We start from the raw sequence: 19,726 nt of genomic DNA on the forward strand, positions 1-19,726 counted from the left end.
CCGCCCTCCTCGACCGCGTCCACGACGACGTCGCGGACAGCCGCGACATCGACGTGGTCCGACTCGTCCGAGAGCTCCAAGTTCAAAAAGGCGCCCGTCATCGGGCGCGATGTGGTGGCCGAGCAGGGGAGGAACCTCCCGCAGCTGCTCTTGGTCCAGCAGTCGCCGCACGCGGACCTCGTCGTGTCCGGTGTCCGGGAGGTGCTCCAGCGGCACCTCCTCCGCTTTGCGCGCACGCCCCCACTCGGTGCTCGGCTTGATCATGACTCGGCGCACGTACGCGCCGGCCCGCGCCTGGTCACGAATGCAGGCCGCCCGCCTGCGTGCGCAGGAGGGCGGCCTGCAAAAAGGTCCTCGGCGTCGCAGGCCCGTCTCACCCGCCGGGGCGTCCCGCCGTGGTCAGGAGCTGCGTCGCCGCGAGCTGCGCGTACAGCTCGTCCTCTGCCACCAGCTCCTCGTGGGTGCCGACCGCGCGGACCTTGCCCGCGTCCATGACGACGATGCGGTCGGCGTCCGTGACCGTCGACAGGCGGTGGGCCACCACCAGCACGGTGGTCTCGCGTGCGGTCTCGGCGATGACCTCCCGCAGTGCCAGCTCGTTGACGGCGTCGAGCTGCGAGGTCGCCTCGTCCAGGAGCAGCAGCCGGGGCCTGCGCAGCAGCGCGCGGGCGATGGCGATGCGCTGGCGCTCGCCGCCGGACAGTTTCGTCCCGCGGTGCCCGACCGGGGTGTCCAGGCCGTGCGGGAGACGCTCGACGAGGGCGTCGAGCCTGGTCCGGATGAGGACTTCGCGTATCTCGTCGTCGGTCGTGCCGGGCGCGGCGAAGACCAGGTTCTCCCGCAGCGTGCCGGCCAGCACCGGCGCGTCCTGCTCGACGTATCCGATGACGGACCGCAGCTCGGGCAGCGGCCACTGTGTCACGTCCTTGCCGTCGACCAGGACACGGCCGCCGGTCGCTTCGTAGAACCGCTCGACGAGCGCGAGGACCGTCGACTTGCCCGCGCCCGAGGGGCCGACGAACGCCGTCATCCCGCCGCCCGGCACCTCGAAGTCCACCCGCTGGTGGATGTCCGGCAACCCGGTCCCGTAGCGGAAGGACACCTCCTCGAAGCGAACCGACGCCGGACGTGGCCGCACCGTCTTGGTCGCCGCAGGCCGCGCCGACGGGTGCCGGTCCTGCTTCTCTGTCGCCAGGCGGTCCACCTGCGCGATCCGGGCGATCGCGGCCGCACCCTCCTGGTAGTGGGTCGCTGCCTCGACCAGCTGGTACACCGGCTCCATCAGGAAGAAGAGGTACAGCAGGAACGCGATCAGCGTGGACACGGGCATGTCCCCGGACGCCACCCGCGCCCCGCCGACGGCGAGTACCGCGAGGAACGCGAGCTCGACGGTGAGGTTGTCCGCCGAACCCAGCACGGCCTCCCACTTCGCGCTGCGCACGCCGTGGCGCCACGCCCTGCGTGCCGCCGCCTCGACGCGAGCGGTCTCCCGCTCCTCGGCGCCGGACGCCTTCACCGTGCGGAACGCGCCGAAGACCCGCTCCAGGCCCGTGGACATCTCCCCGACAGCCGCCTGCGCACGCTCGGCGGCCTGCCCGATCTTCGGCAGCACCAGCACGGCACCCACGCCGACGACCGCGACCACACCGAGCGTGACGCCCAGCAGGACGGCATCGAGGAACGCCATCACCACGACCGCCGCGACCAGTGTCACCGCCCCCGTCGCCGCGGAGACCACCGCCTGGGTGCTGACCGCCCGCAACAGCGTGGTGTCGGAGGTCACCCGGGACATCAGGTCGCCCGGCTGCATCCGGTCCACCTCCGTGAGGCGCAGCCGCAGCAACCGTCCGATGAGGCTGCGGCGGGCGGCGAGCACCACCGACTCCGCCGTCCGTTCCAGCACATAGGCACCGAACGCCTCGGCCACCATGCTCAGCAGGACCAGAACGGTCATGGCCAGCAGGATGGTGCCGATCGTGCCACCGGACGAGAGCCGGTCGACCAGCGCCTTCGTGGCCAGGGGCTGGAGCAGCCCGCCGGCGGCCCCTGCCAGCGCCAACAGCAGACCGAGTACGACGGCCCACCGGTGCGGGCGGACATACCCGTACAGCGCCTTGAGCGTCTCGCGGGCGCGCAAGGACTCGGCACCCGTCGCCTCCGGGGCGGATGCGGTGTTCACAGAATTCCTTTCCTACGTGGTCGGCCGCGCACCGCCTCGGCGGTTGCCACAGCCCTTGTAGCGAGCGTGTGCACAACGGCATCACGGAGATCAGGGCGTACGACGGCCAGGCGCCTGCCCCGAGAGATCTGCGGTCGCAGGCTCAGTGGACCAGTGAGACCGCCCGCGTGGCGAAGACGTGCACCCCTGCCTCGTAGAACTCAGGACGGACGACGAACAGGACACCGGCGCCCGCCACCAGCGTCAGGCCGAGAAATCCAGCGCTCCTTGTCACGAACGTGCTGTGTCATGTCTCCAGGCTGGACGCCCGGCCGCTCCGCGCACATCCGGCGACTGTCGGGTCCTCCCCCGCCGAGTGGCTGGAAAGACCGGACTGGAGGAGGAGCACATCAACCCTGCGTGGCGACGACCCGTGAGTCCGGCTCGTCGGTCCCCGGGGAGCCGGGGCCGCCCCGGGCCGACGGTGGCGGGCCGGTCAGGGACCGGGCGATGACCACCGAACCACCGCCGTGGAGCAGAACGCTGCCGAGCACCGTCAGGGTCATGGCGTACAGGGCTGTGTCGGCGTACCGCCCGTCCGGCAGAGCGTTGAACGCGAGCAGGCCGAACACGATGGAGGTGGTGCCGCGTGGTCCGAGCGCGCCGACCATGAGCCGTTCTCGCCAGGTGAACTTCGAGCCGAGGAAGGCGAGCATGATCGGAAGGATGCGCACGACGGTGAGCGCGGCGACGCAGAGCACGATGGCGGGCCAGTCGATGCCCTCGCCCAGGGCGAGCACCACGGCGTTGCCGAAGAAGAACCACATGCACATGGTCATCATCGAGTTGGTACCACGGTGACCGGAGTGAAAGTGAGCGTCAGCGAGGCGATCAGTGCGGCGAACGGCCCGGCCCGGGCCCGTACGATCCGGTGCAGCAGCCATACCGTGAGCACGCCCTCGATCACATGGGGCAGCGCGGCCGCCCAGGTGTGCGGCCAGAAGGCGCCGGAGACCTTGTCGAGGGTGATCGAACCGCTGGTGTCGAGACCGCCGAAGAAGAAGGCCCGCCAGCTGGTGGCCATCGACCGTATCGCCGCGCTGTAGTAGGGGTGGATCGCGGCGTGGCCCATACCCCAGGCGTACAGCAGTGCTGCGATGCCCAACACCGCGGCCGACGCCGGGCGTTCCCAGCGCGCCGGAGCTTCCGGCCGGTCGGCGCGGCGATGCGATACGGCCTCCGGCGCCCGCACGCCGGAGGCCGACTCACGCTCGGACTTCCCGTGGTGCCAATCCGAGGCTCAATGGACGCGACTTGCCAGTTTCGTAGCGTTGTTGAGCAGGTATTCCAAGGGGCCGCGGCGGAAGAAGCGGGACCAGAGGGCCGCGAACGCGGTGGCCCCGACGATGAAGCAGAGCAGCAGTTCGAAAGAGGCGGACTGCGGCGGGGTGGCCGCTTCACCGGGCAGGGCGAGGATTGCCAGGATGTGGCCCACGTAGAGGGTCAGGGACATGGTGCCGACGGCGATGACCGGCGTTGCCGGCCGGCGCAGCCACGGCAGTCGGTCCAACGCCACCGTCGCGCACAGGATCACGGTGATCGCGGTTCCCAGGCAGCCGACGAGGTCGAACGTGGAAGCACTGTGCGGCTCGGCCGCCAGCAGCCCCCATGCGTCGGGGCCCCACAGCCCACTGCCGACCGGCAAGTCGAAAGATCCCTCTGCCATGCCGGGATCCTTCATGGCACCGAGCTCCTTCATGGCGCCGAAGTCCTTCATGCCAGGCATCCCGGCCATGGTCTTCTCAGCGCCGCCGGTCAACCGCAGCGCCAGCCACGAGACGCCGTATCCGAACGCGATCAGCGCGGGACCGACCACGGCCAGCCGCCGCCGCACCGCGCCTGAGGCGAGGTCCAGCCGGCCCAGCGCCATGCCGGTGACCACGAACGTCATCCAGGTGATCGCCGGGTAGAAGCCGGTGAGCAGGAAGTCGAGCACGCCCACGCCGGAGAGGCGCGCGATCGGGTCGTACGAGTCGATGGTGTTCACGATCGACTCACTGAGCAGCGCTCGAAGGGCGTACGCCAGCTGCGGCGTGACAACCGCGAGCGCGACCGCGATGAGCGCGAGCGTCCTGGCCCGCAGCCGCAGCAGGGGCAGGGACAGCAGGAAGTACACCGCGTAGTAATTGATGATCACGGCGCCGCCGAAGTCGGTCATCGCCAACGCGGTGCCCACCACCAGCAGGATCACGGCCCGGATCACGATCCTGGCCTTCGCCTGCCGGCCGGCCGGTCCGGTCTTCGGCTCCAGGCGACCGGCGATCAGCACCAACGAGAACCCGGCGAGGGTGGCGAACAGCGCCGAGGCCCGGCCGCTCGCCAGCCAGACCAACCATTCGCCAACGCCGCTGCCGGACGTCGGGAAGGGATTGAAGGGGCCGGTGTGCACGGCGAACATCCCGAACACGGCCAGTGCACGGGCGAGGTCCACCCCGACCAGCCGCGCTGTCGACGAAGGGCGTTCCGTCGCCGTGGCGGACTGGGACGCGGGTAAAGGCTGGCGAGGCGCCTCCTCGGCGCTTTCGATCTCGGTCATCGGGACAACCTCGCCGAGGCGGGGGGCGGTCGACCATCCGCCGGGCTTCGGGAGATGTCCCGCCGGTCAGCCGACCGGCCCCCTCCGATCGGCGGGGGTCGGTCTCGGCCGCGTGGCAGGCTCGTCGCTGCCGGCGCCGAAAGGCGGCATCTGACCTGCCCTTTCGCTGTGCCATCCGCATCAGTCGTGCCCGGAAGCCCTCAGCCTGCCCGTCCCCTCGGGAAGCGGACGGTGGTTGTGGACGCCGCAGCGTTGTTGGTCGCCCAACTCATGCCCAAGAGGCAGTACTTCGACTGACGCGCTGGTGGCCACGAAAGGGCCGGACGACACGCAGGCCCGGCGGAAACGTCTCAGACGATGTCGTGGATGTTGTGCTCGGTCAGGTCGGATGCGTGCCGGGCGATGGCACCGTAGTCGGCGTCGTCGTGGAGGACGGCGAGGCCGTGGTGGGCGGCGGTGGCGGCGATGACCAGGTCGACCGCCGAGGCACTGCGGTGCTCCCCGGCCCGGGCCATACGGTGCTGCACCGCGCCGATCCAGCGTCCCGCGTTCTTCGGCACCGACACGTCGGGGTACAGGTCGGTGAACATCTCCACGATCTCGCCATACTCGCGTCCGTTCCGAGCACTGTGGAAGAACTCGGCGCGTTGCACATAGCAGGATGCGATAGCCCCGGCGTCGATCGCGTCGTACCAGGCCGCTTGGAGTTTCGGATCGCGGAGCAGGCGGACCAGGCCGGAGGTGTCGAGCAGGTAGATCACCGGCTGTTCTTCTCCGCCCGGTGCAGGCGCTCGGCGTCCTCGACAGCACCCCACTCACGCGCACGCTCGAAATGACGGCTGATGCGCGCCGCACGCTCCTGCTGCTCGGCATAGAAGTTCAACGCGAGATTGACCGCCTCCTTCTTGGTCCTGACCTTGGCCAGAGCCATGGCGCGCTCCAGGGCGTCATCGTCGATGTCGATCTGGGTCACAGACATACGAGCACTCCTACGCGATGTTGGTGATGTACATAGAATAGTATGTCACCAACATTGGTGATGCCACACCTGAACGTCGGATCAGCAATCGCAACGGACACTCCAGATCGGTAGAACGGAACCCCAGGTCAGAATCCTGGGGGGTTTCTTCGTCAGTGGGCTGCCGTAACCGGTTCCCCTGCCTCCCTGTCCGGCTTCGTCCCCGCTTCGGCAGGGGCGGCCGCGATCGCCGGTACATGCCGCAGCAGTGTCGTCACCAGGACCGCCGTCACCAGGGTGAGTACCGCACTCGCGGTGGCCGCCGTCTGCAGCCCGGTGGTGAAGGCGGCCTTCGCTGTGGCCAGTAGCGAGGCGCCGTCCGGGAGGCGTTCGGCAGCGGCGATCGCTGCGCCCACAGTGTCCTTGGCCGCGGCGGGCGCTTCGTCCGGGATCTCGCCGCGGTAGACCGCGACCGCGAGGGTGCCCGTGACCGCGATACCCAGGGCGAGGCCCAGGTCGTAGGCCGTCTGGCCGGTCGCCGCGGCGGCACCCGCCTTCTCCACGGGCGCGGCGCCGACCGCCAGGACCGTGCCGAGGACGCTGATCGGGGCGACCCCGAACATGATCACGGCCAGCCCCAGCGAGGCGGTCAGGACGCCCTCGGACAGGGCGATCGCCGCGTAGCCGATGAGGGAGAGCAGCAGGCCGCCGACCAGGACGTACGCCGGACGGATCCGGCGTGCGAGGACCGGGGTGAGCTGGGAGCCGGCGATCAGCCCCGCGGCTCCGGGCAACAGCCACAGCCCGGCTTCCAGCGGCGACTGTCCGGCCACGGCCTGCAGATACTGCGGGACGAGATACTCGACGCCGTTGAGGGCCGTCATCCCGATCAACAGGGTGAGGAGCGCCCCCGTGAAGGCCCGGTCATGAAAGAGCCGCAGATCCAGCAGCGGCGTGGCCAGCCGGTTCTGTCGGCGTACGAACGCGACAGTGCAGACAACCCCGGCCGCCGAGGCGACGGCGGGCTGCCATGCGGGGGCACCCGAGGCCAGGCTCTTGATGGCGTACACCATCGGCAGGACGGCCAGCAGGAACAGTGCGACGCTCGCCAGGTCCAGACGTCCCGGGGTCGGGTCGCGGTACTCCGGCAGCAGCACCCGAGCCGTGGCCAGCGCGAGCAGCATGATGGGTACGCCCATGAGGAAGACCGAGCCCCACCACCAACGCGTCAGCATCACACCGCCGACGAGCGGTCCGACGGCCAGGCCGACCGAGAGGGCGGTCACCCACATCGCGATGGCCGTCGCGCGCTGGCGAGGATCGGTGAACATGTGGCTGATCAGGGAGAGCGTGGACGGAAGCACGGCCGCTCCGGCGACGCCGAGCAGCGCGCGGGCCGTGATCAGCACCTCCGGGCCGGGGGCGTACGCGGCGATCAGCGAAGCCATGATGAACCCGGCCGAGCCGGCCATCAGCAGCTTGCGACGGCCGATACGGTCGCCGATCGTGCCCATGATCACCAAGGTTCCGGCGGTCAGGAATCCATAGATGTCGGTGGCCCACAGGAGTTGGGCGCTGCTGGGCCGCAGATCGGCGGCGAGATAGGGCGTGGCCAGCCACAGCACGCCCAGGTCGGCGGTCATCAGGGTCACAGGGAGCAGCAGCGTGGCGAGCCCGAGCCACTGCCGGGCACCTGCCGTCTCGGGGGCCTGGGTTGCAATGTCTGAGGTCATGGGACGACTGTGCGGGGTGGTGTTTCGGATCCGGCTCGGACGGTGTTGCGGTGGTGTTCGGGAGGGCACACGGCGTCTCGCCTGGGGTGTTCGGGCATGCGCCCCACCTTCCGTTCGACGGCGCGGGAACGGTGAACGCCGCAGCCACCCGGGTGGGTACCGGGTGGCTGCGGCGTTTCGCGGAGGGGGCGACCGTGCTGAGCCGATCGAGCCGGAGAGCGTGCTGAACGGCTCGTCCGGCTGAGCGGTCCGGGGCGGTCACGCGACGGCGTGACCGGCCGGCCGTCAGCGGGGCAGGCGTTCTTCCAGTGCCTCGCCGGCGGCCGTGAGCACCTCCCTTACCCGCGCCGATCGCTGCGCCTGTGGGACGCCGGACAGTTCGGTGCCGTGCAGCAGACGCACCGACGAGTCGACGATCCCGCAGAATTGGGAGACGCCGGCCCGCAGTTGGATGTCCATCGCGGAGTCGAGGCCGGTCTTCGCGTAATCCGAGTCGGGTCCGCCCGCGAGGCCCAGCCAGAGCATCCGCTTCCCGGCGAGCCGGGGCTTGCTGCGGCCGTACGCGAAGCCGTAGTTCCACACCCGGTCGATCCAGCCTTTGACGACAGCCGGCGGCGCGAACCACCACACCGGGAAGACGACGAGGATGTCGTCCGCGGCGGCGATACGGTCCATATGGGCATGGACTTCGGGCGAGTACCTCTTCTCCCGGTCCTCCCAGTCCGGTTCGTCGACGGGCGTCAGCCGCGGGTCGAAGTCCTCCGCGTACAGGTCGAGCACGTCGACCGTGCCGTCCGCCTCCTCCATGCGGGCCTGCAGATGGCCGGCGACCTGGGCGGTCAGCGAGTCGGACCGGTGGTGGGCGAGGACCAGCAGGGTGTGGGGCATGGGTGTCTCCGATCTTCTCCCGTGGGTGAGAGCCTGTGTCGGTCAGATGCCGAGGCCGGAGCCTCCGCTCACGTCGATGTTCTGGCCGGTCACCCATCGGGCGTCGTCGGAGGCGAGGAAGGACACGACGTCGGCGACATCGGCGGGTTGGCCGACCCGGTTGAAGACGGAGAAGCCGGCGGCGTGCGCCTTGGCCGCGGGGTCGGCCATCCAGGGGTGGATGTCGGTCTCGACCGTGCCGGGGGAGACCGCGTTGACGGTGATGTCGCGGGAGCCGAGGGTCTGCGCCAGGGTGAGGGTCAGTACCTCGAGGGCGCCCTTGGAGGCGGCGTAGGAGGTCATGCCGGGGAAGGCGACCTTGGTGACGCCGGAGGACACGTTGATGATCCGGCCGCCGTCGCGCAGGCGTTCCAGGCCCTTCTGGATGATGAAGAAGGGAGCCTTGGCGTTGATGGCGAAGACCTTGTCGTAGGTGGCCTCGGAGACCTCGTGGATCAGGCCGGGACCTGCGATGCCCGCGTTGTTGACCAGGATGTCGAGGCCGTCCGCGTGCGCGTCGAACGCCCGCCACAGTGCCTCGGCGTCGCCGGGGACGCCCAGTTCGGTACGGATCGTGAAGGCGGTGCCGCCGGCCGCCTCGATGGTGGCCACGGTTTCCTTGGCAGCCGCCTCGTTGCTCGCATAGTGGACGCCGACACGCGCGCCCTCGGAAGCCAGACGCAGGGCGATGGCACGGCCGATCCCGCGACTGGCGCCGGTGACGAGAGCGGTTCTGCCGGTGAGTTTGCTCATGGTGGGTCCCCTTTGACGGGCTCAGTGATCGCTGCTGTCGGGGAACACCGTCGGGCGCGATGCTTCGGATCAGGCTCGGGCGGTGTTACGGCCCTGTTCGGGGCGGCTTCCGGCACTCCCTGTCGGAGTCGTGTGGGAAGTGTGCGCGGCCGGTTCGGGGACCGTCTTTCACCAGCTCGTCCCCGGCACGGGTTACCGTGACGCCATGCGATTCGGGGTGCTGGGGGAGACGGCCGTCTGGACCGATGCCGGGCAGCCGGTCCGTGTACCCGAGCTCAAGGTGCGGGCCCTGCTCGCGTCCCTGCTCGTCGCCCCGGAGCGGCCCGTGGCCGCCCACCGGCTGATCGACGACCTGTGGGGCGACGAGCCACCTGGCAACCCGGTCAGGGCACTTCAGGCCAAGGTCTCCCAACTGCGCCGCGTCCTGGAGGAGGCCGAGCCGGGCGGACGCGACCTGGTGGTGTCCCGGGCACCCGGCTACCAGCTGGTCGTGGCGGAAGGAGCCCTGGACGCGGACCGGTTCGCCAGGCTGGCGGCTCGGGCCAGGGCCGAACAGGACTCGCGCTTACGGGCCGGGCTCCTCGCCGACGCGCTCGCCCTGTGGCGGGGGCCGGCGTTCGCGGACTTCGCGGAGGAGACATTCACCCGGGCCGCTGTGAACCGGCTGGAGGAAGACCGGCTCGCCGTCCTGGAGGACCACGCCGAGGCCCGGCTCGACAGTGGTGAGCACACCGAGCTGGCCGGGGAGCTGGCGGAGCTGGTCGAGCGGTATCCCCTGCGGGAGCGGCTGCGGTCGGTGCAGCTGCGGGCGCTGTACCGGTCAGGGCGGCAGAGCGAGGCACTCGCCGGATACGAAGAGCTGCGGACTCGGCTCGCGGAGGAGCTCGGTCTCGACCCGAGCCCCGAACTGGCCGCACTGCAGCGGGCGATGCTCCAGCAGGACCCTGGACTGGGCGCCGTCCGCCAGAACACTGCTCCCGTCCGTACCAGGACGAACATCCTCACCCCGCTCAGCGGTCTCATAGGCCGGGAGGGCGAGGTCGCCGACGTACGCGAACTTCTCGGCACCCGGCGGCTGGTCACCCTCACCGGGCCCGGCGGCGTCGGCAAGACCCGGCTCGCGGTCGCCGTGGCCGAGCAGCTGAAGGGCAGTTTCCCGGATGGGGAATGGCTGGTCGAACTCGCCGGATCCGGTGGCGACCTGGCTGACGTCGTCGCGGCGACCATGGAGTTGCGGGACGACGGGATCTGGGGTGTACGGCCCGAAAGGGAGCGGCCGCTCGACGCGGCGGACCGGCTCGCCGAGGTGCTGCGTGACAAGCGGATGCTGCTCGTCCTCGACAACTGCGAGCATGTGATCGACGAGGCAGCGGCACTGGCGGAGCTGCTGCTGCGGTCGGCTCCCGGGCTGGTGCTGCTGACGACCAGCCAGGAGCCCTTGGCGCTTGCCGGGGAGACCCTGTGGGCCGTGCCGCCGCTCGCCGCGCAGGACGCGGTCGACCTGTTCTCGGCGCGGGCCGCGGCCGCCTCGCCCGGCTTTGTGCTGGATCCGCTCACCGCGGACGCGGTCGGCGCCATCTGCCGTCGTCTGGACGGGATTCCGCTGGCCCTCGAGCTGGCCGCGACCCGGGTGCGGGCACTCGGTGTGCACCGGCTGCTGGAGAGACTCGACGACCGCTTCCGGCTGCTGAGCGCCGGGCAGCGGGGTGCGCCGGCCCGCCAGCAGACACTGCGCGCCGTGATCGACTGGAGCTGGGAACTGCTGAGCGGGCCCGAACAGGCCGTGCTGCGGCGGCTCGCCGTGCACGCCGATGGGTGCACGCTGGAGGCGGCCGAGGAGGTGTGCGCGGGCGAGGGGGTCGACGCAGGGGACGTACTGAACCTGCTGGTGCGGCTGGTGGACCGGTCGCTCGTGGTCGCCGTCGACGCGACTGAGGGGCCTCGGTACCGGCTGCTGGAGTCCGTCTCCGCGTACTGCGTCGAGCGGATGCGGGAAACTCGCGAGACGGAGCCGGTGCGAAGGCGGCATCGCGCGTACTACACGCGACTCGCCGAGACGGCGGAGCCCGAGCTGCGTGGACCCGAGCAAGGTGCGTGGCTGGCACGGTTGGACGCCGAGAGCGCGAATCTGCGCTCGGCCCTGGACGGTGCGGTCGAGCGGCGCGAGACGGAACACGCGCTTCGGCTCGTCCACGCGCTCTCCTGGTACTGGATCCTGCGCGGTCGGCTCGGCGAGGCGCGGCGCTCGCTCACCGCGGCTCTCGCGCTGTCCGGCGGGGACGCGGCACTGCGGGCGAAGGCCGGCGCGTGGCAGGCCGGCATCGCCGTCCTGACCGGCGACGGCACCGACCGGGCGGCCCGGATCGGGACAGCGCTCCAGGCGTGCGAACAGGTCGGTGACCCGGTGGAGTCCGCGTGGGCGCGGTGGTTCCTGGCGCACGCGCTGTGCGCGACGGGAGATGTCCTGGAGAGCGAGGCGCTCACCGAGGCCTCCCTGGACGGCTTCCGGGCGCTCGGTGAGCGTTGGGGAGAGGCGGCCGCGCTGGCGGACCGGTCCGTACAGCGGCTGCTACGGGGCGATCTGGCCGGTACGGAGAAGGACGCGGGGCGCAGCGCGGAGCTCTTCGGGGAAGTCGGGGACGCGTGCGGCCGGCTGTGGTCGGTGTACCCGCTTGCGTCGGTCGCCGAGATCCACGGCGACTACGAGCGGGCGGCCCGGCTGCGGCAGGGCGGGCTGGACACCGCCGAGGAGTTCGGCCTGTCCACCCAGGCCGCGGACCTGCTCTCCGGGCTCGGGCGGACGGCACTGCTCACCGGCGACGTCGGCAGGGCTCGGGAGTACCACGAGCGGTCCCGGCGCCTCGCCGCCGAACTCGGCTTCCGTGCGGGCGAGATCAACGCGGAGCTGGGGCTCGGTCTTGGCGCGCGTCGCGAGGGGCTCCTCGACGAGGCGGAGATCCGGATGCGCACGGTCCTGGAATGGCACCGCCAGGTCGGTCTCGACGGGGCGAACGCCCTGATCCTGGCCGAGCTGGGCTTCATCGCGGAGCTGCGCGGCGACGCGCAGGGTGCGCTGGCACACCATGAGGAGGGCTACGAAACGGCCCTGGCCACCGGTGACCCCCGGGCGGTCGCCCTCGCTCTCGAGGGCCTCGCCGCGGCTTACGCCCTCGCGGACGCCCCCGGGACCGCGGCGCTCCTCCTCGGCGCCGCGTCCGCCGCCCGCGCCGCCACGGGCGCGCCGCTCCCGGCCGCGGAACGGACGGACGTCGACCGCACCACCACCGCGGCGACGGCGGCGCTGGGGGCGGCAGGGTTCGCGGATGCCTTCACGAGGGGGGAGTCGCTGTCGCCGGAGGCAGCGCATGAGCAGGCGCGGACGTCGCGGATCCTGTCCGGACACCAGCAGGCCGCCCGCGGAGCGGACCCGGAAAGCGGGGGGTGACTCCGTTGCTCGTCCCCGTCGGCCGCTGGTGGCGGCCGTGCCCACAGCGTGCCCGTAAGAGCAGACGACCACGGTCAGCAGCGGTGCGATCCGACCCTCACGAGCACCTCAGAGGGACAGCATCTGCGCAGGTCAACGCCATGGTGCCCGCCCGAGCGCCGTCGCTTCCCAAGCTGAGAGCGCGAGTTCGATTCTCGTCACCCGCTCCATGTGAAACCCCCAGGTCAGAGACCCGGGGGTTTTTTGTTGTCCAGACCGGTGGGCCGGTCGCGCACCACAACCGCACCATTAGCCTCCGGCAGCCCCCTCGCTGTGTTGCGCGGGCGAGTCCTTGTGGCGCTTCGCACGCTCGGCGCGCATCAGGTCGTCGAGCCCGGCGGCCACCTCTCGCTGCCGCTCCTCATCGGAGTGCTGATAGATCAGCGCCGCCTTCTCGGAGGACTGCCCGGCGCGCACCATCGTGTCGCGGAGGGTGGCGCCCGAACGGGTCGAAGGCCCGGACACCTGCATCGGACTCAGCATGAGACGCCAGCAGATACCGATCGCATCTGCGAGAGCGTCGACCTGGGCGACGGTGGCGATAGGCCGCTCGGCGGCGGACTCCTGACTCCCGCAATGAGACCAGGGCCTGTCCGGGTGGCGGGGAGGAACACCGGACAGGCCCTGGTGGATTGGGGTGAGGTCAGCCCCGGTGCAGCCAGGCGGTGGTGTCCGGTGGCAGCAGGCCGTCACCGTCCATCGGCCCCGAGACGAGGAGGGGGCTGTGGCCGGTGGGGAGGGGAGCGGGCTGGTCGGACAGGTTCACCGCGCACAGCAGCCCATTGCCCCGCTCGAAGAGCAGCGTGCCGTCCGGGCTGTCCAGCCAACGGAACTCCTCACCGCGCAGGCCGGGTTCGGTGCGGCGCAGGCGCAGGGCGGCGCGGTAGAGCTGGAGCATGGAGGCGGGGTCGGCCTGGTTGGCCTCGGCGGTGTACGACTTCCAGTCCTCGGGCTGGGGCAGCCAGGGCGCGGCGCCGGAGGTACTGAAGCCGAACGGCGGGGTGTCACCGGTCCACGGAAGGGGGACACGGCAGCCGTCGCGGCCGCGGAGGGTGTGGCCGGAGCGTTCCCAGATGGGGTCCTGGAGGAGTTCCTCCGGGATGTCCTCGACCTCGTAGAGGCCCAACTCCTCACCCTGGTAGACATACGCACCTCCCGGCAGGGCCAGCATCAACAGGGCCGCCGCCCGGGCGCGGCGGGTGCCGAGCACGAGGTCGGTGGGGATCGGCCGGTCCCGGAACAGGGCCTGGACGCCGGTGTCGGCGCGGCCGTAGCGGGTGACGTGGCGCGTCTCGTCGTGGTTGGACAGCACCCAAGTGGCGGGCGCGCCGACGGCGGCGAGGCTGGTGATGCTGCGGTCGATGACCTCCCGCAACGCACCCGCGTCCAGAGGGCACTTGAGGAAGTCGAAGTTGAAGGCCGTGTGGAGCTGGTCAGGGCGGAGGTACTCCGGCATACGGCAGGGTCGTACGTGGGCCTCGGCGACGAAGACGCGGGGGTCGGGGTAGCTGTCCGCGATGGCGCGCCAGCTGCGGAAGATGTCGTGCAGTCCGTCGCGGTCCCAGTGCGGGTGGTCCTGCTGGCCCTCGCCCGTGAGGACGGAGAACTCGGTCAGCCCGAGGTCGGGCAGCGCCGGGTCCTTGACCATGCCGTGAGCCACGTCGATGCGGAAGCCGTCGACGCCGAGGTCGAACCAGAAACGCAGGATCGACTCGAACTCGGCACGGACCTCGGGGTTGTCCCAGTTGAGGTCGGGCTGTTCGGGGGCGAAGAGGTGCAGGTACCACTGGCCGTCGGGCGTGCGGGTCCAGGCGGGGCCGCCGAAGGCCGCGTGCCAGTCGTTGGGGGGCAGGGAGCCGTCCTCGCCCTTGCCGTCGCGGAAGATGAAGCGGTTCCGTTCCGGTGAGCCGGGGCCTGCCGCCAGCGCCTGCTGGAACCAGGGGTGCTGGTCGGAGGTGTGGTTGGGGACGATGTCGAGGATCACGCGCAGGCCCAGCTCGTGTGCCTCCGTGATCAGTTGCTTGGCCTCGTCCAGGGTGCCGTAGGCGGGATGGATGTCGCGGTAGTCGGAGACGTCGTAGCCGCCGTCGGCCAGCGGGGACGGGTACCAGGGGTTGATCCAGATCGCGTCGACACCGAGGTAGGCCAGGTACTGCAGTCGGGAGCGGAGGCCGGCGATGTCGCCGGTTCCGTCGCCGTCGCCGTCGGCGAAGCTGCGTATGTAGACCTGGTAGATGGCGGCCCTGCGCCACCAGTCGGCATCGGCTGCGGCTTCGGCGGGCAGCGCGGTGGGGGTCGGGTTGCTCATGGGTGCTCGGTCCTGACTGTCTGAAGATGAAAGTGGGGGTGGTGGTCAGCCCTTGACCGAGCCCTGGAGCAGCGCCTTGACGAAGTGGCGTTGCAGGACCAGGAACACGAGGATCGTGGGGGCCATGATGAGAAGGGCACCGGCGTTCAGCAGGACCTGGTCGGTGCTGTATTTGGTGGTGAACGCCTGGAGCGCGCCTGCCATGGTGCGCTTGTTCGGGTCGTCGATGAGCACCAGGGCGAGCAGGAACTGGTTCCAGGTGGACAGGAACATCAGCAGGGCGAGAGAGGCGATCGCAGGGCGGGCGAGCGGCAGGTGGATGTGGAACAGCGCGCGCCAGGGGCCGGCGCCGTCCATGCCCGCCGCCTCGGACAGCTCCTTCGGTACGCCCACGAAGTGCGCCCGCATCCAGAACACCGCGAACGGCATGTTCATCCCGATGAGCGGGAGGATCAGCGCCCACTGGGTGCCCAACAGGCCCATGGCTCTGGTCTGTTCGTAGAGCGGGACGATCACGATCTCGTACGGCAGGGTCAGCGTCAGGACGAGGACCGTGTAGAAGACGCCGCCCAGCGGGATCTCCAGTACGGCGATCGCGTACGCGGCCATCGTCGCGATCAGGACCGCGACGGGGACGACGCCGAGCACGATGAGCGTGCTGGACTTGAGCAGTGTCGTGATGTTGGCGACGTTCCAGGCGTCGACGAAGTTGTGCCAGTGCGGGTCGGACGGCCAGCTCAGTCCTGAGGGGAACGTGCCCTGGGGGGCGAGGGCCGCGCTGACCATGCTCAGGAGCGGTACGACGGAGTAGAGCGCGGCGGCGGTGATGAGGATGAGTCCGGGAGCGCGACGGCGAAGTGCGCGTGCGGTCTGCGTGCGTTCGGGCATCGGACTACTTCTCCCGGAACAGGCGCTGGAGCGGGACGACGACGGCGATCACGACCAGGGCGAGGACGACGGCGAGCGCGGAGGCCGCGCCGAGGCGAGCGTCGTTGAAGGCCAGGTTGTAGACGGCGACACCGGGGACCATGGTCTGGGTGCCGGGGCCGCCCTGGGTGGAGAGGTAGACGACGTCGAAGCTGGCGAGCGCGGCGATGATCGTGATGGTGACGCAGACGCCGATCTCGTTGCGCAGACCGGGCAGGGTGACCGCCAGGAACTGGCGGATGGGGCCTGCGCCGTCGATGCGCGCCGCCTCGTACAGGCTGTTGTCGATCTTTCCGATGCCCGCCAGGAGCAGCATCGTGCACAGTCCGGTGGAGAGCCAGGTGCCGATGAAGCCGACCGCGGTCAGGGCCCAGGTGAAGTCCGCCAGCCAGGGGCGGGCGACGTCGTCGAGGCCGATGGCGCGCAGGAGTTGGTTGACCACGCCGTTGTCGGAATACATCCACGTCCAGGCGACACCGGCGGCGGCCCCGGGGATGATCTGCGGCAGGAAGAGCAGCGTGCGGGCCAGTGCTCCGGTGAAGCGGCCTTGCAGCTGCCGTAGTACGGAGGCGGTGATCAGGGCGATCGTCACCGGCAGGATGGTGAAGAACAGGATCAGGTAGAAGGCGTGCAGCAGGGAGGAGAACTGCTCGTTGTCCGTGAAGACCTGGGTGTAGTTCTTCAGGCCCACCCAGGTGGAGGCGCCGACGCCGTCCCAGTCGTAGAAGGAGTACTGGACCGACAGCAGGACCGGGTAGAAGTTGAAGACGCCGTAGAAGGCGAGGGCGGGGAGGGCGAAGAGCCAGCCGGCCCACCGCCGGGCCCGGAGCCGGTGGCGGCTGCGGGTGGCGGTGGCACCGGCGGGCGACTTGATGGATCGCATACTGCTCAGCTGCTCTTCAGCGCGTCGGCGTAGGTGGTCTGGAGGGTCTCGACCATCGCGGCGGGCTCGACCTTGCCGGAGACCAGCAGCTGGAGCTGCTGGGTCAGCTTGGTGTTGAGGGCCGGGGCGGCGTTCTGGAGCCAGCTGTCGAAGCCGTTGTCGGCGGCGATCGCGGCGTAACCGGCCTGGATCTGCTCGGTCAGCGTGCCGGACAGCGACGGCTTGCCCGGGGCGGCTGTGCCGGAGGTCAGGGCGGCGTAGCCGTTGTCGACGGCGACCTTCGCGGCCTCGGGGGTGGTGAGGAAGTCCAGGAACAGCGCGGCGGCGTCCTTGTTCTTGGAGCGGGCGGCGATGGAGAAGGCGAGGGTGTTGCTGGTCATGCCCGCGTACGGGCCGTCCTCTGTGGCCGGCGGCATCGGGAAGACGCCGTACTTGCCCTTGAAGTTCTTGTCGAGGGTCTGCGTGATCCAGCTGCCCTGGAAGAAGAACAGGCCCTTGCCGCCGGTGAACTGCCCGTACGACGCCTCCTGGTTGAGGGCGTTGACGTCGGAGGCGAAGTAACCGGCCTTGATCCACTTGTGGAGCGTCTCCGTGGCCTTGACCGCCTCCGGGGTGTCCAGGTTTGCGCCCGGCTGGTGGTACACGATGTCACTGAGCTTCTCGGCGCCCATGTAGTCGCCCAGCAGCAGGTTGTAGAGGTGGCCGATCAGGCCGTCCTGGTTCGAGGCGACGATCGGGGTGATCCCGGACTTCTTCGCCTCGGCCATGACGGCTTCGAGGTCCGAGATGGAGCCGGGCACCTTCTTCATGCCGACCTTTGCGGCCAGCTCCTTGTTGTAGAAGACGCCGACCAGCGGGCCCGCGGACCCGCCCGCCTGATACAGCGGACCGCCGCCGACCGCACCGTTCGACACCCGTCCGGGCGCCAGCGCCGAGGCGGGGACCTTCGAGCTCCAGCCGTACGCCTTGTCGTATGCGTCGAGGTTGGTGAGCAGGTTGTCCTTGACGCCGCCGAGGAGGTCGTAGGGCTGGACGAGGTCGGGCGTGGAGTCGGAGGCCAGCAGCCTCGGCAGGACGGTGTTGTAGTTGTTGTCCGCCTCCACCCGCAGCTTCACCTTGATCTTCGGGTACTTGGCCATGAAGGCGTCCGCCAGTCCCTGCTCGTACGTCTGCAGGCCGGCCGCGGAGAACAGGGTCAACTCCGCGGGGGTGTCGGCGACGGCGGTGTTGACGGCGGTCGGCGTCGGATTCGCCGCCGCGCCGGAGTCCGAGCCGGAGCCCGGAGCGCTGCACGCGGCCAGCGTCACCAGCGCGGACACCGCGGCGACGGACGCCAGCGGGGCACGCAGGCGTCGGCCGGCGATTGTGACGGGGGAGGTGGGGTGCTGCTCGGGCATGATGCCTCCTCGCATCCATGCGGCTGCCGATCCAGGGCACGGTCGGCAGACAGAGGTCGGCGAGCTTCCCGACCGGGCCACAGGGAGTGCGAAGGTCGTTTCGGAAGCGTTTCCGTTCCGGAAAGAGTGAGGCGGCCGAGCAAGCCTGTCAAGTAACGAAGCCGCAACTTACTTTTGACATGCTGAAACGATCAGACTGCCGGTCAGGGCAGCGGTCATCACCACCGAGAAACTCGGAAGCCATTCCGAAGATTCCGGAAGCGTTTCCGATCCGTTCGGCTGGTGGGTTAGCCTTCCGGCATGGCGCAGAGCTCCCAGAAGATCAACATGGCCGACGTGGCCCGTGCCGCCGGCGTCTCGATGGCCACCGCCTCACGCGCGCTCAACAACGACTACGGCGTCTCGGAAGCCACCCGCCGCCGCGTCCTCGCGGTCGCCGAGGAACTCTCCTACGTCGTCTCCCCCGAGGCGTCCCGCCTCGCCGGCGGCGCCACCGGCCGGGTCGCGGTGGTCGTACCGCACATCTCCCGCTGGTTCTTCGCGGCGCTGCTGGAGGGGCTGGAGTCGGTACTGCGCGCGGCCGACCTGGACGTGCTGCTCTACCACGTCGACGGCATCGAGGACCGCCACGACTTCTTCCACCGCCTGCCCGCCCGCCGCAAGGTCGACGCCGTGGTGGTCCTGGCCTTCCCGGTCGGTGAGGAGGAGCAGCGCCGCCTGGAGCTGATGGGCGTCACGATCATCGCCGCGGGCGGCCAGCACGCGCCCTACCCGAACGTGTCCATCGACGACGAGATCGCCGGCCGGCAGGCCATGGACCATTTGCTCTTCCTGGGCCACCGCCGCATCGCGATGATCGCGGCAGTCGACCCGGACCAGCCGGACGAGGTGCAGCCGTCGGGCCGCTCGAACGCGTACTACGCCGCCCTGCGCGACGCCGGCATCCCGGTCGACGAGCGGCTCGTCGTCACCGTCGACTGGGGCGGCGACCAGGGCGCCGACGCCATGGCCAAACTCCTCAGCCAGCCCGAGCCGCCCACCGCCGTATACGCCCACTCCGACGAGGTCGCCCTCGGTGCCATCCGCACACTCCGCCGCGCCGGACTGCGCGTCCCCGACGACATCTCCGTCATCGGCATCGACGACCACCCGGTCGCCGAGCTGACCGACCTGACCACGGTGCGGCAACCGGTACGAGAGCAGGGAGAACGTGCCGGGCGGATGCTCCTCGACATCCTGCGCGGCGAGGAGACCGAACACGACGTCGTCGTACCGACACAGCTGGTGATCAGGGGTAGCACGGCGCCGCCGCGCGGGTAACCGTGTCCGCCCGTCGGCGCAGATTCCGTACGTGGGGCGCCAAGCGCCAGCGGCGTACCTCGAAACATGGCGACGCGGCGAGCGGCATCCTGAGGCACGGCGACTGAGTGGAGGTCATGGAGTCCGGACCGGCGCAGACTGGACTGCCTTGCCGGATGCGGGGAGTTGGTCAAGCGAGCCCGCCACTCTTGGGTCGAGATAGGCGGCACGCGCTCGGGTAGTTGGTTGATCGGAACGCGCGTCGACGTGGGCCGCGCCTTCGCGGACCCGCTGCCTCCGCCG

The 19,726-nt window shown here is 70.3% G+C and carries 16 protein-coding genes and 1 pseudogene; 2 read left to right on the forward strand and 15 right to left on the reverse strand.

The annotated features are described in order from the left end of the window. Positions 1-373: 373 nt before the first annotated feature. From ACSUPV_RS18770 to ACSUPV_RS18815, 10 genes are all read right to left on the reverse strand, one after another. A complete protein-coding gene (locus ACSUPV_RS18770) occupies positions 374-2,179 on the reverse strand; it encodes an ABC transporter ATP-binding protein (RefSeq protein ID WP_436947862.1) in 1,806 nt (601 codons plus the stop codon). 142 nt (positions 2,180-2,321) lie between these two features. Then, a complete protein-coding gene (locus tag ACSUPV_RS18775) occupies positions 2,322-2,453 on the reverse strand; it encodes a hypothetical protein (protein ID WP_359785448.1) in 132 nt (43 codons plus the stop codon). A 115-nt stretch (positions 2,454-2,568) separates the two neighbouring features. Further along, positions 2,569-2,997 carry a cation:proton antiporter domain-containing protein gene (locus ACSUPV_RS18780; RefSeq protein WP_436947863.1) on the reverse strand — a complete coding sequence of 143 codons (429 nt, stop codon included), beginning with the start codon at positions 2,995-2,997 and terminating at the stop codon, positions 2,569-2,571. Next, positions 2,997-3,323, reverse strand: a complete 327-nt coding sequence (locus tag ACSUPV_RS18785; RefSeq protein WP_436947864.1) for a hypothetical protein — start codon at positions 3,321-3,323, stop codon at positions 2,997-2,999. Before ACSUPV_RS18785 ends, ACSUPV_RS18780 begins: the two co-directional genes overlap by 1 nt. Before the next feature lie 135 nt (positions 3,324-3,458). Beyond that, a complete protein-coding gene (locus ACSUPV_RS18790; protein ID WP_436947865.1) occupies positions 3,459-4,754 on the reverse strand; it encodes a DUF418 domain-containing protein in 1,296 nt (431 codons plus the stop codon). A gap of 350 nt (positions 4,755-5,104) precedes the next feature. Then, positions 5,105-5,515 (reverse strand): PIN domain-containing protein, encoded by a 411-nt coding sequence (locus ACSUPV_RS18795; protein ID WP_436947866.1) that lies wholly within the window; start codon positions 5,513-5,515, stop codon positions 5,105-5,107. Then, on the reverse strand, positions 5,512-5,733 hold the full coding sequence (locus ACSUPV_RS18800; protein WP_031120842.1) for a type II toxin-antitoxin system VapB family antitoxin: 222 nt from the start codon (positions 5,731-5,733) through the stop codon (positions 5,512-5,514). The genes ACSUPV_RS18795 and ACSUPV_RS18800 overlap by 4 nt, the downstream gene beginning before the upstream one ends. Positions 5,734-5,885: 152 nt before the next feature. Continuing rightward, on the reverse strand, positions 5,886-7,445 hold the full coding sequence (locus tag ACSUPV_RS18805; protein WP_436947867.1) for an MFS transporter: 1,560 nt from the start codon (positions 7,443-7,445) through the stop codon (positions 5,886-5,888). A 285-nt stretch (positions 7,446-7,730) separates the two neighbouring features. Next, on the reverse strand, positions 7,731-8,333 hold the full coding sequence (locus ACSUPV_RS18810) for an NAD(P)H oxidoreductase (protein WP_436947868.1): 603 nt from the start codon (positions 8,331-8,333) through the stop codon (positions 7,731-7,733). A 42-nt stretch (positions 8,334-8,375) separates the two neighbouring features. Then, complete coding sequence (locus ACSUPV_RS18815) at positions 8,376-9,125, reverse strand: SDR family oxidoreductase (protein WP_037765266.1); 750 nt, start codon at positions 9,123-9,125, stop codon at positions 8,376-8,378. 205 nt (positions 9,126-9,330) lie between these two features. On the opposite strand from ACSUPV_RS18815, the gene ACSUPV_RS18820 reads away from it, so the two are divergent. Further along, complete coding sequence (locus ACSUPV_RS18820; protein ID WP_436947869.1) at positions 9,331-12,570, forward strand: BTAD domain-containing putative transcriptional regulator; 3,240 nt, start codon at positions 9,331-9,333, stop codon at positions 12,568-12,570. A gap of 288 nt (positions 12,571-12,858) precedes the next feature. Here ACSUPV_RS18820 and ACSUPV_RS18825 read toward each other — a convergent pair. The 5 genes and pseudogenes from ACSUPV_RS18825 to ACSUPV_RS18845 all read right to left on the reverse strand — a co-directional run. Further along, a pseudogene (locus ACSUPV_RS18825) lies at positions 12,859-13,062 on the reverse strand (tyrosine-type recombinase/integrase); the annotation flags it as partial. Positions 13,063-13,252: 190 nt separating this feature from the next. Next, the gene (locus ACSUPV_RS18830; protein WP_382613642.1) at positions 13,253-14,917 is read right to left on the reverse strand and encodes a glycoside hydrolase family 13 protein; all 1,665 of its coding nucleotides are present in this window, start codon (positions 14,915-14,917) and stop codon (positions 13,253-13,255) included. Between the two features lie 45 nt (positions 14,918-14,962). After that, entirely contained in the window at positions 14,963-15,805 is an 843-nt protein-coding gene (locus ACSUPV_RS18835) for a carbohydrate ABC transporter permease (protein WP_436947870.1), read from the reverse strand. 4 nt (positions 15,806-15,809) lie between these two features. Beyond that, positions 15,810-16,727, reverse strand: a complete 918-nt coding sequence (locus ACSUPV_RS18840) for a carbohydrate ABC transporter permease (protein WP_359785473.1) — start codon at positions 16,725-16,727, stop codon at positions 15,810-15,812. A 5-nt stretch (positions 16,728-16,732) separates the two neighbouring features. Continuing rightward, positions 16,733-18,124 (reverse strand): extracellular solute-binding protein, encoded by a 1,392-nt coding sequence (locus ACSUPV_RS18845; protein ID WP_359785476.1) that lies wholly within the window; start codon positions 18,122-18,124, stop codon positions 16,733-16,735. Between the two features lie 300 nt (positions 18,125-18,424). Between ACSUPV_RS18845 and ACSUPV_RS18850 the strand changes: the two genes are divergently transcribed. Further along, entirely contained in the window at positions 18,425-19,444 is a 1,020-nt protein-coding gene (locus ACSUPV_RS18850) for a LacI family DNA-binding transcriptional regulator (protein ID WP_037765275.1), read from the forward strand. The last annotated feature ends 282 nt before the right edge of the window (positions 19,445-19,726 follow it).

This window comes from Streptomyces sp. SudanB52_2052 (assembly GCF_964272415.1).
GTDB classification, from domain to species: domain Bacteria; phylum Actinomycetota; class Actinomycetes; order Streptomycetales; family Streptomycetaceae; genus Streptomyces; species Streptomyces olindensis.

Bases quoted from the DNA above. Each gene is read 5' to 3' on its own strand.
- ACSUPV_RS18780 (WP_436947863.1), bottom strand. From the start codon at position 2,997: ATGACCATGTGCATGTGGTTCTTCTTCGGCAACGCCGTGGTGCTCGCC.
- ACSUPV_RS18790 (WP_436947865.1), bottom strand. From the start codon at position 4,754: ATGACCGAGATCGAAAGCGCCGAGGAGGCGCCTCGCCAGCCTTTACCC.
- ACSUPV_RS18800 (WP_031120842.1), bottom strand. From the start codon at position 5,733: ATGTCTGTGACCCAGATCGACATCGACGATGACGCCCTGGAGCGCGCC.
- ACSUPV_RS18805 (WP_436947867.1), bottom strand. From the start codon at position 7,445: ATGACCTCAGACATTGCAACCCAGGCCCCCGAGACGGCAGGTGCCCGG.
- ACSUPV_RS18810 (WP_436947868.1), bottom strand. From the start codon at position 8,333: ATGCCCCACACCCTGCTGGTCCTCGCCCACCACCGGTCCGACTCGCTG.
- ACSUPV_RS18815 (WP_037765266.1), bottom strand. From the start codon at position 9,125: ATGAGCAAACTCACCGGCAGAACCGCTCTCGTCACCGGCGCCAGTCGC.
- ACSUPV_RS18820 (WP_436947869.1), top strand. From the start codon at position 9,331: ATGCGATTCGGGGTGCTGGGGGAGACGGCCGTCTGGACCGATGCCGGG.
- ACSUPV_RS18830 (WP_382613642.1), bottom strand. From the start codon at position 14,917: ATGAGCAACCCGACCCCCACCGCGCTGCCCGCCGAAGCCGCAGCCGAT.
- ACSUPV_RS18835 (WP_436947870.1), bottom strand. From the start codon at position 15,805: ATGCCCGAACGCACGCAGACCGCACGCGCACTTCGCCGTCGCGCTCCC.
- ACSUPV_RS18840 (WP_359785473.1), bottom strand. From the start codon at position 16,727: ATGCGATCCATCAAGTCGCCCGCCGGTGCCACCGCCACCCGCAGCCGC.
- ACSUPV_RS18845 (WP_359785476.1), bottom strand. From the start codon at position 18,124: ATGCCCGAGCAGCACCCCACCTCCCCCGTCACAATCGCCGGCCGACGC.
- ACSUPV_RS18850 (WP_037765275.1), top strand. From the start codon at position 18,425: ATGGCGCAGAGCTCCCAGAAGATCAACATGGCCGACGTGGCCCGTGCC.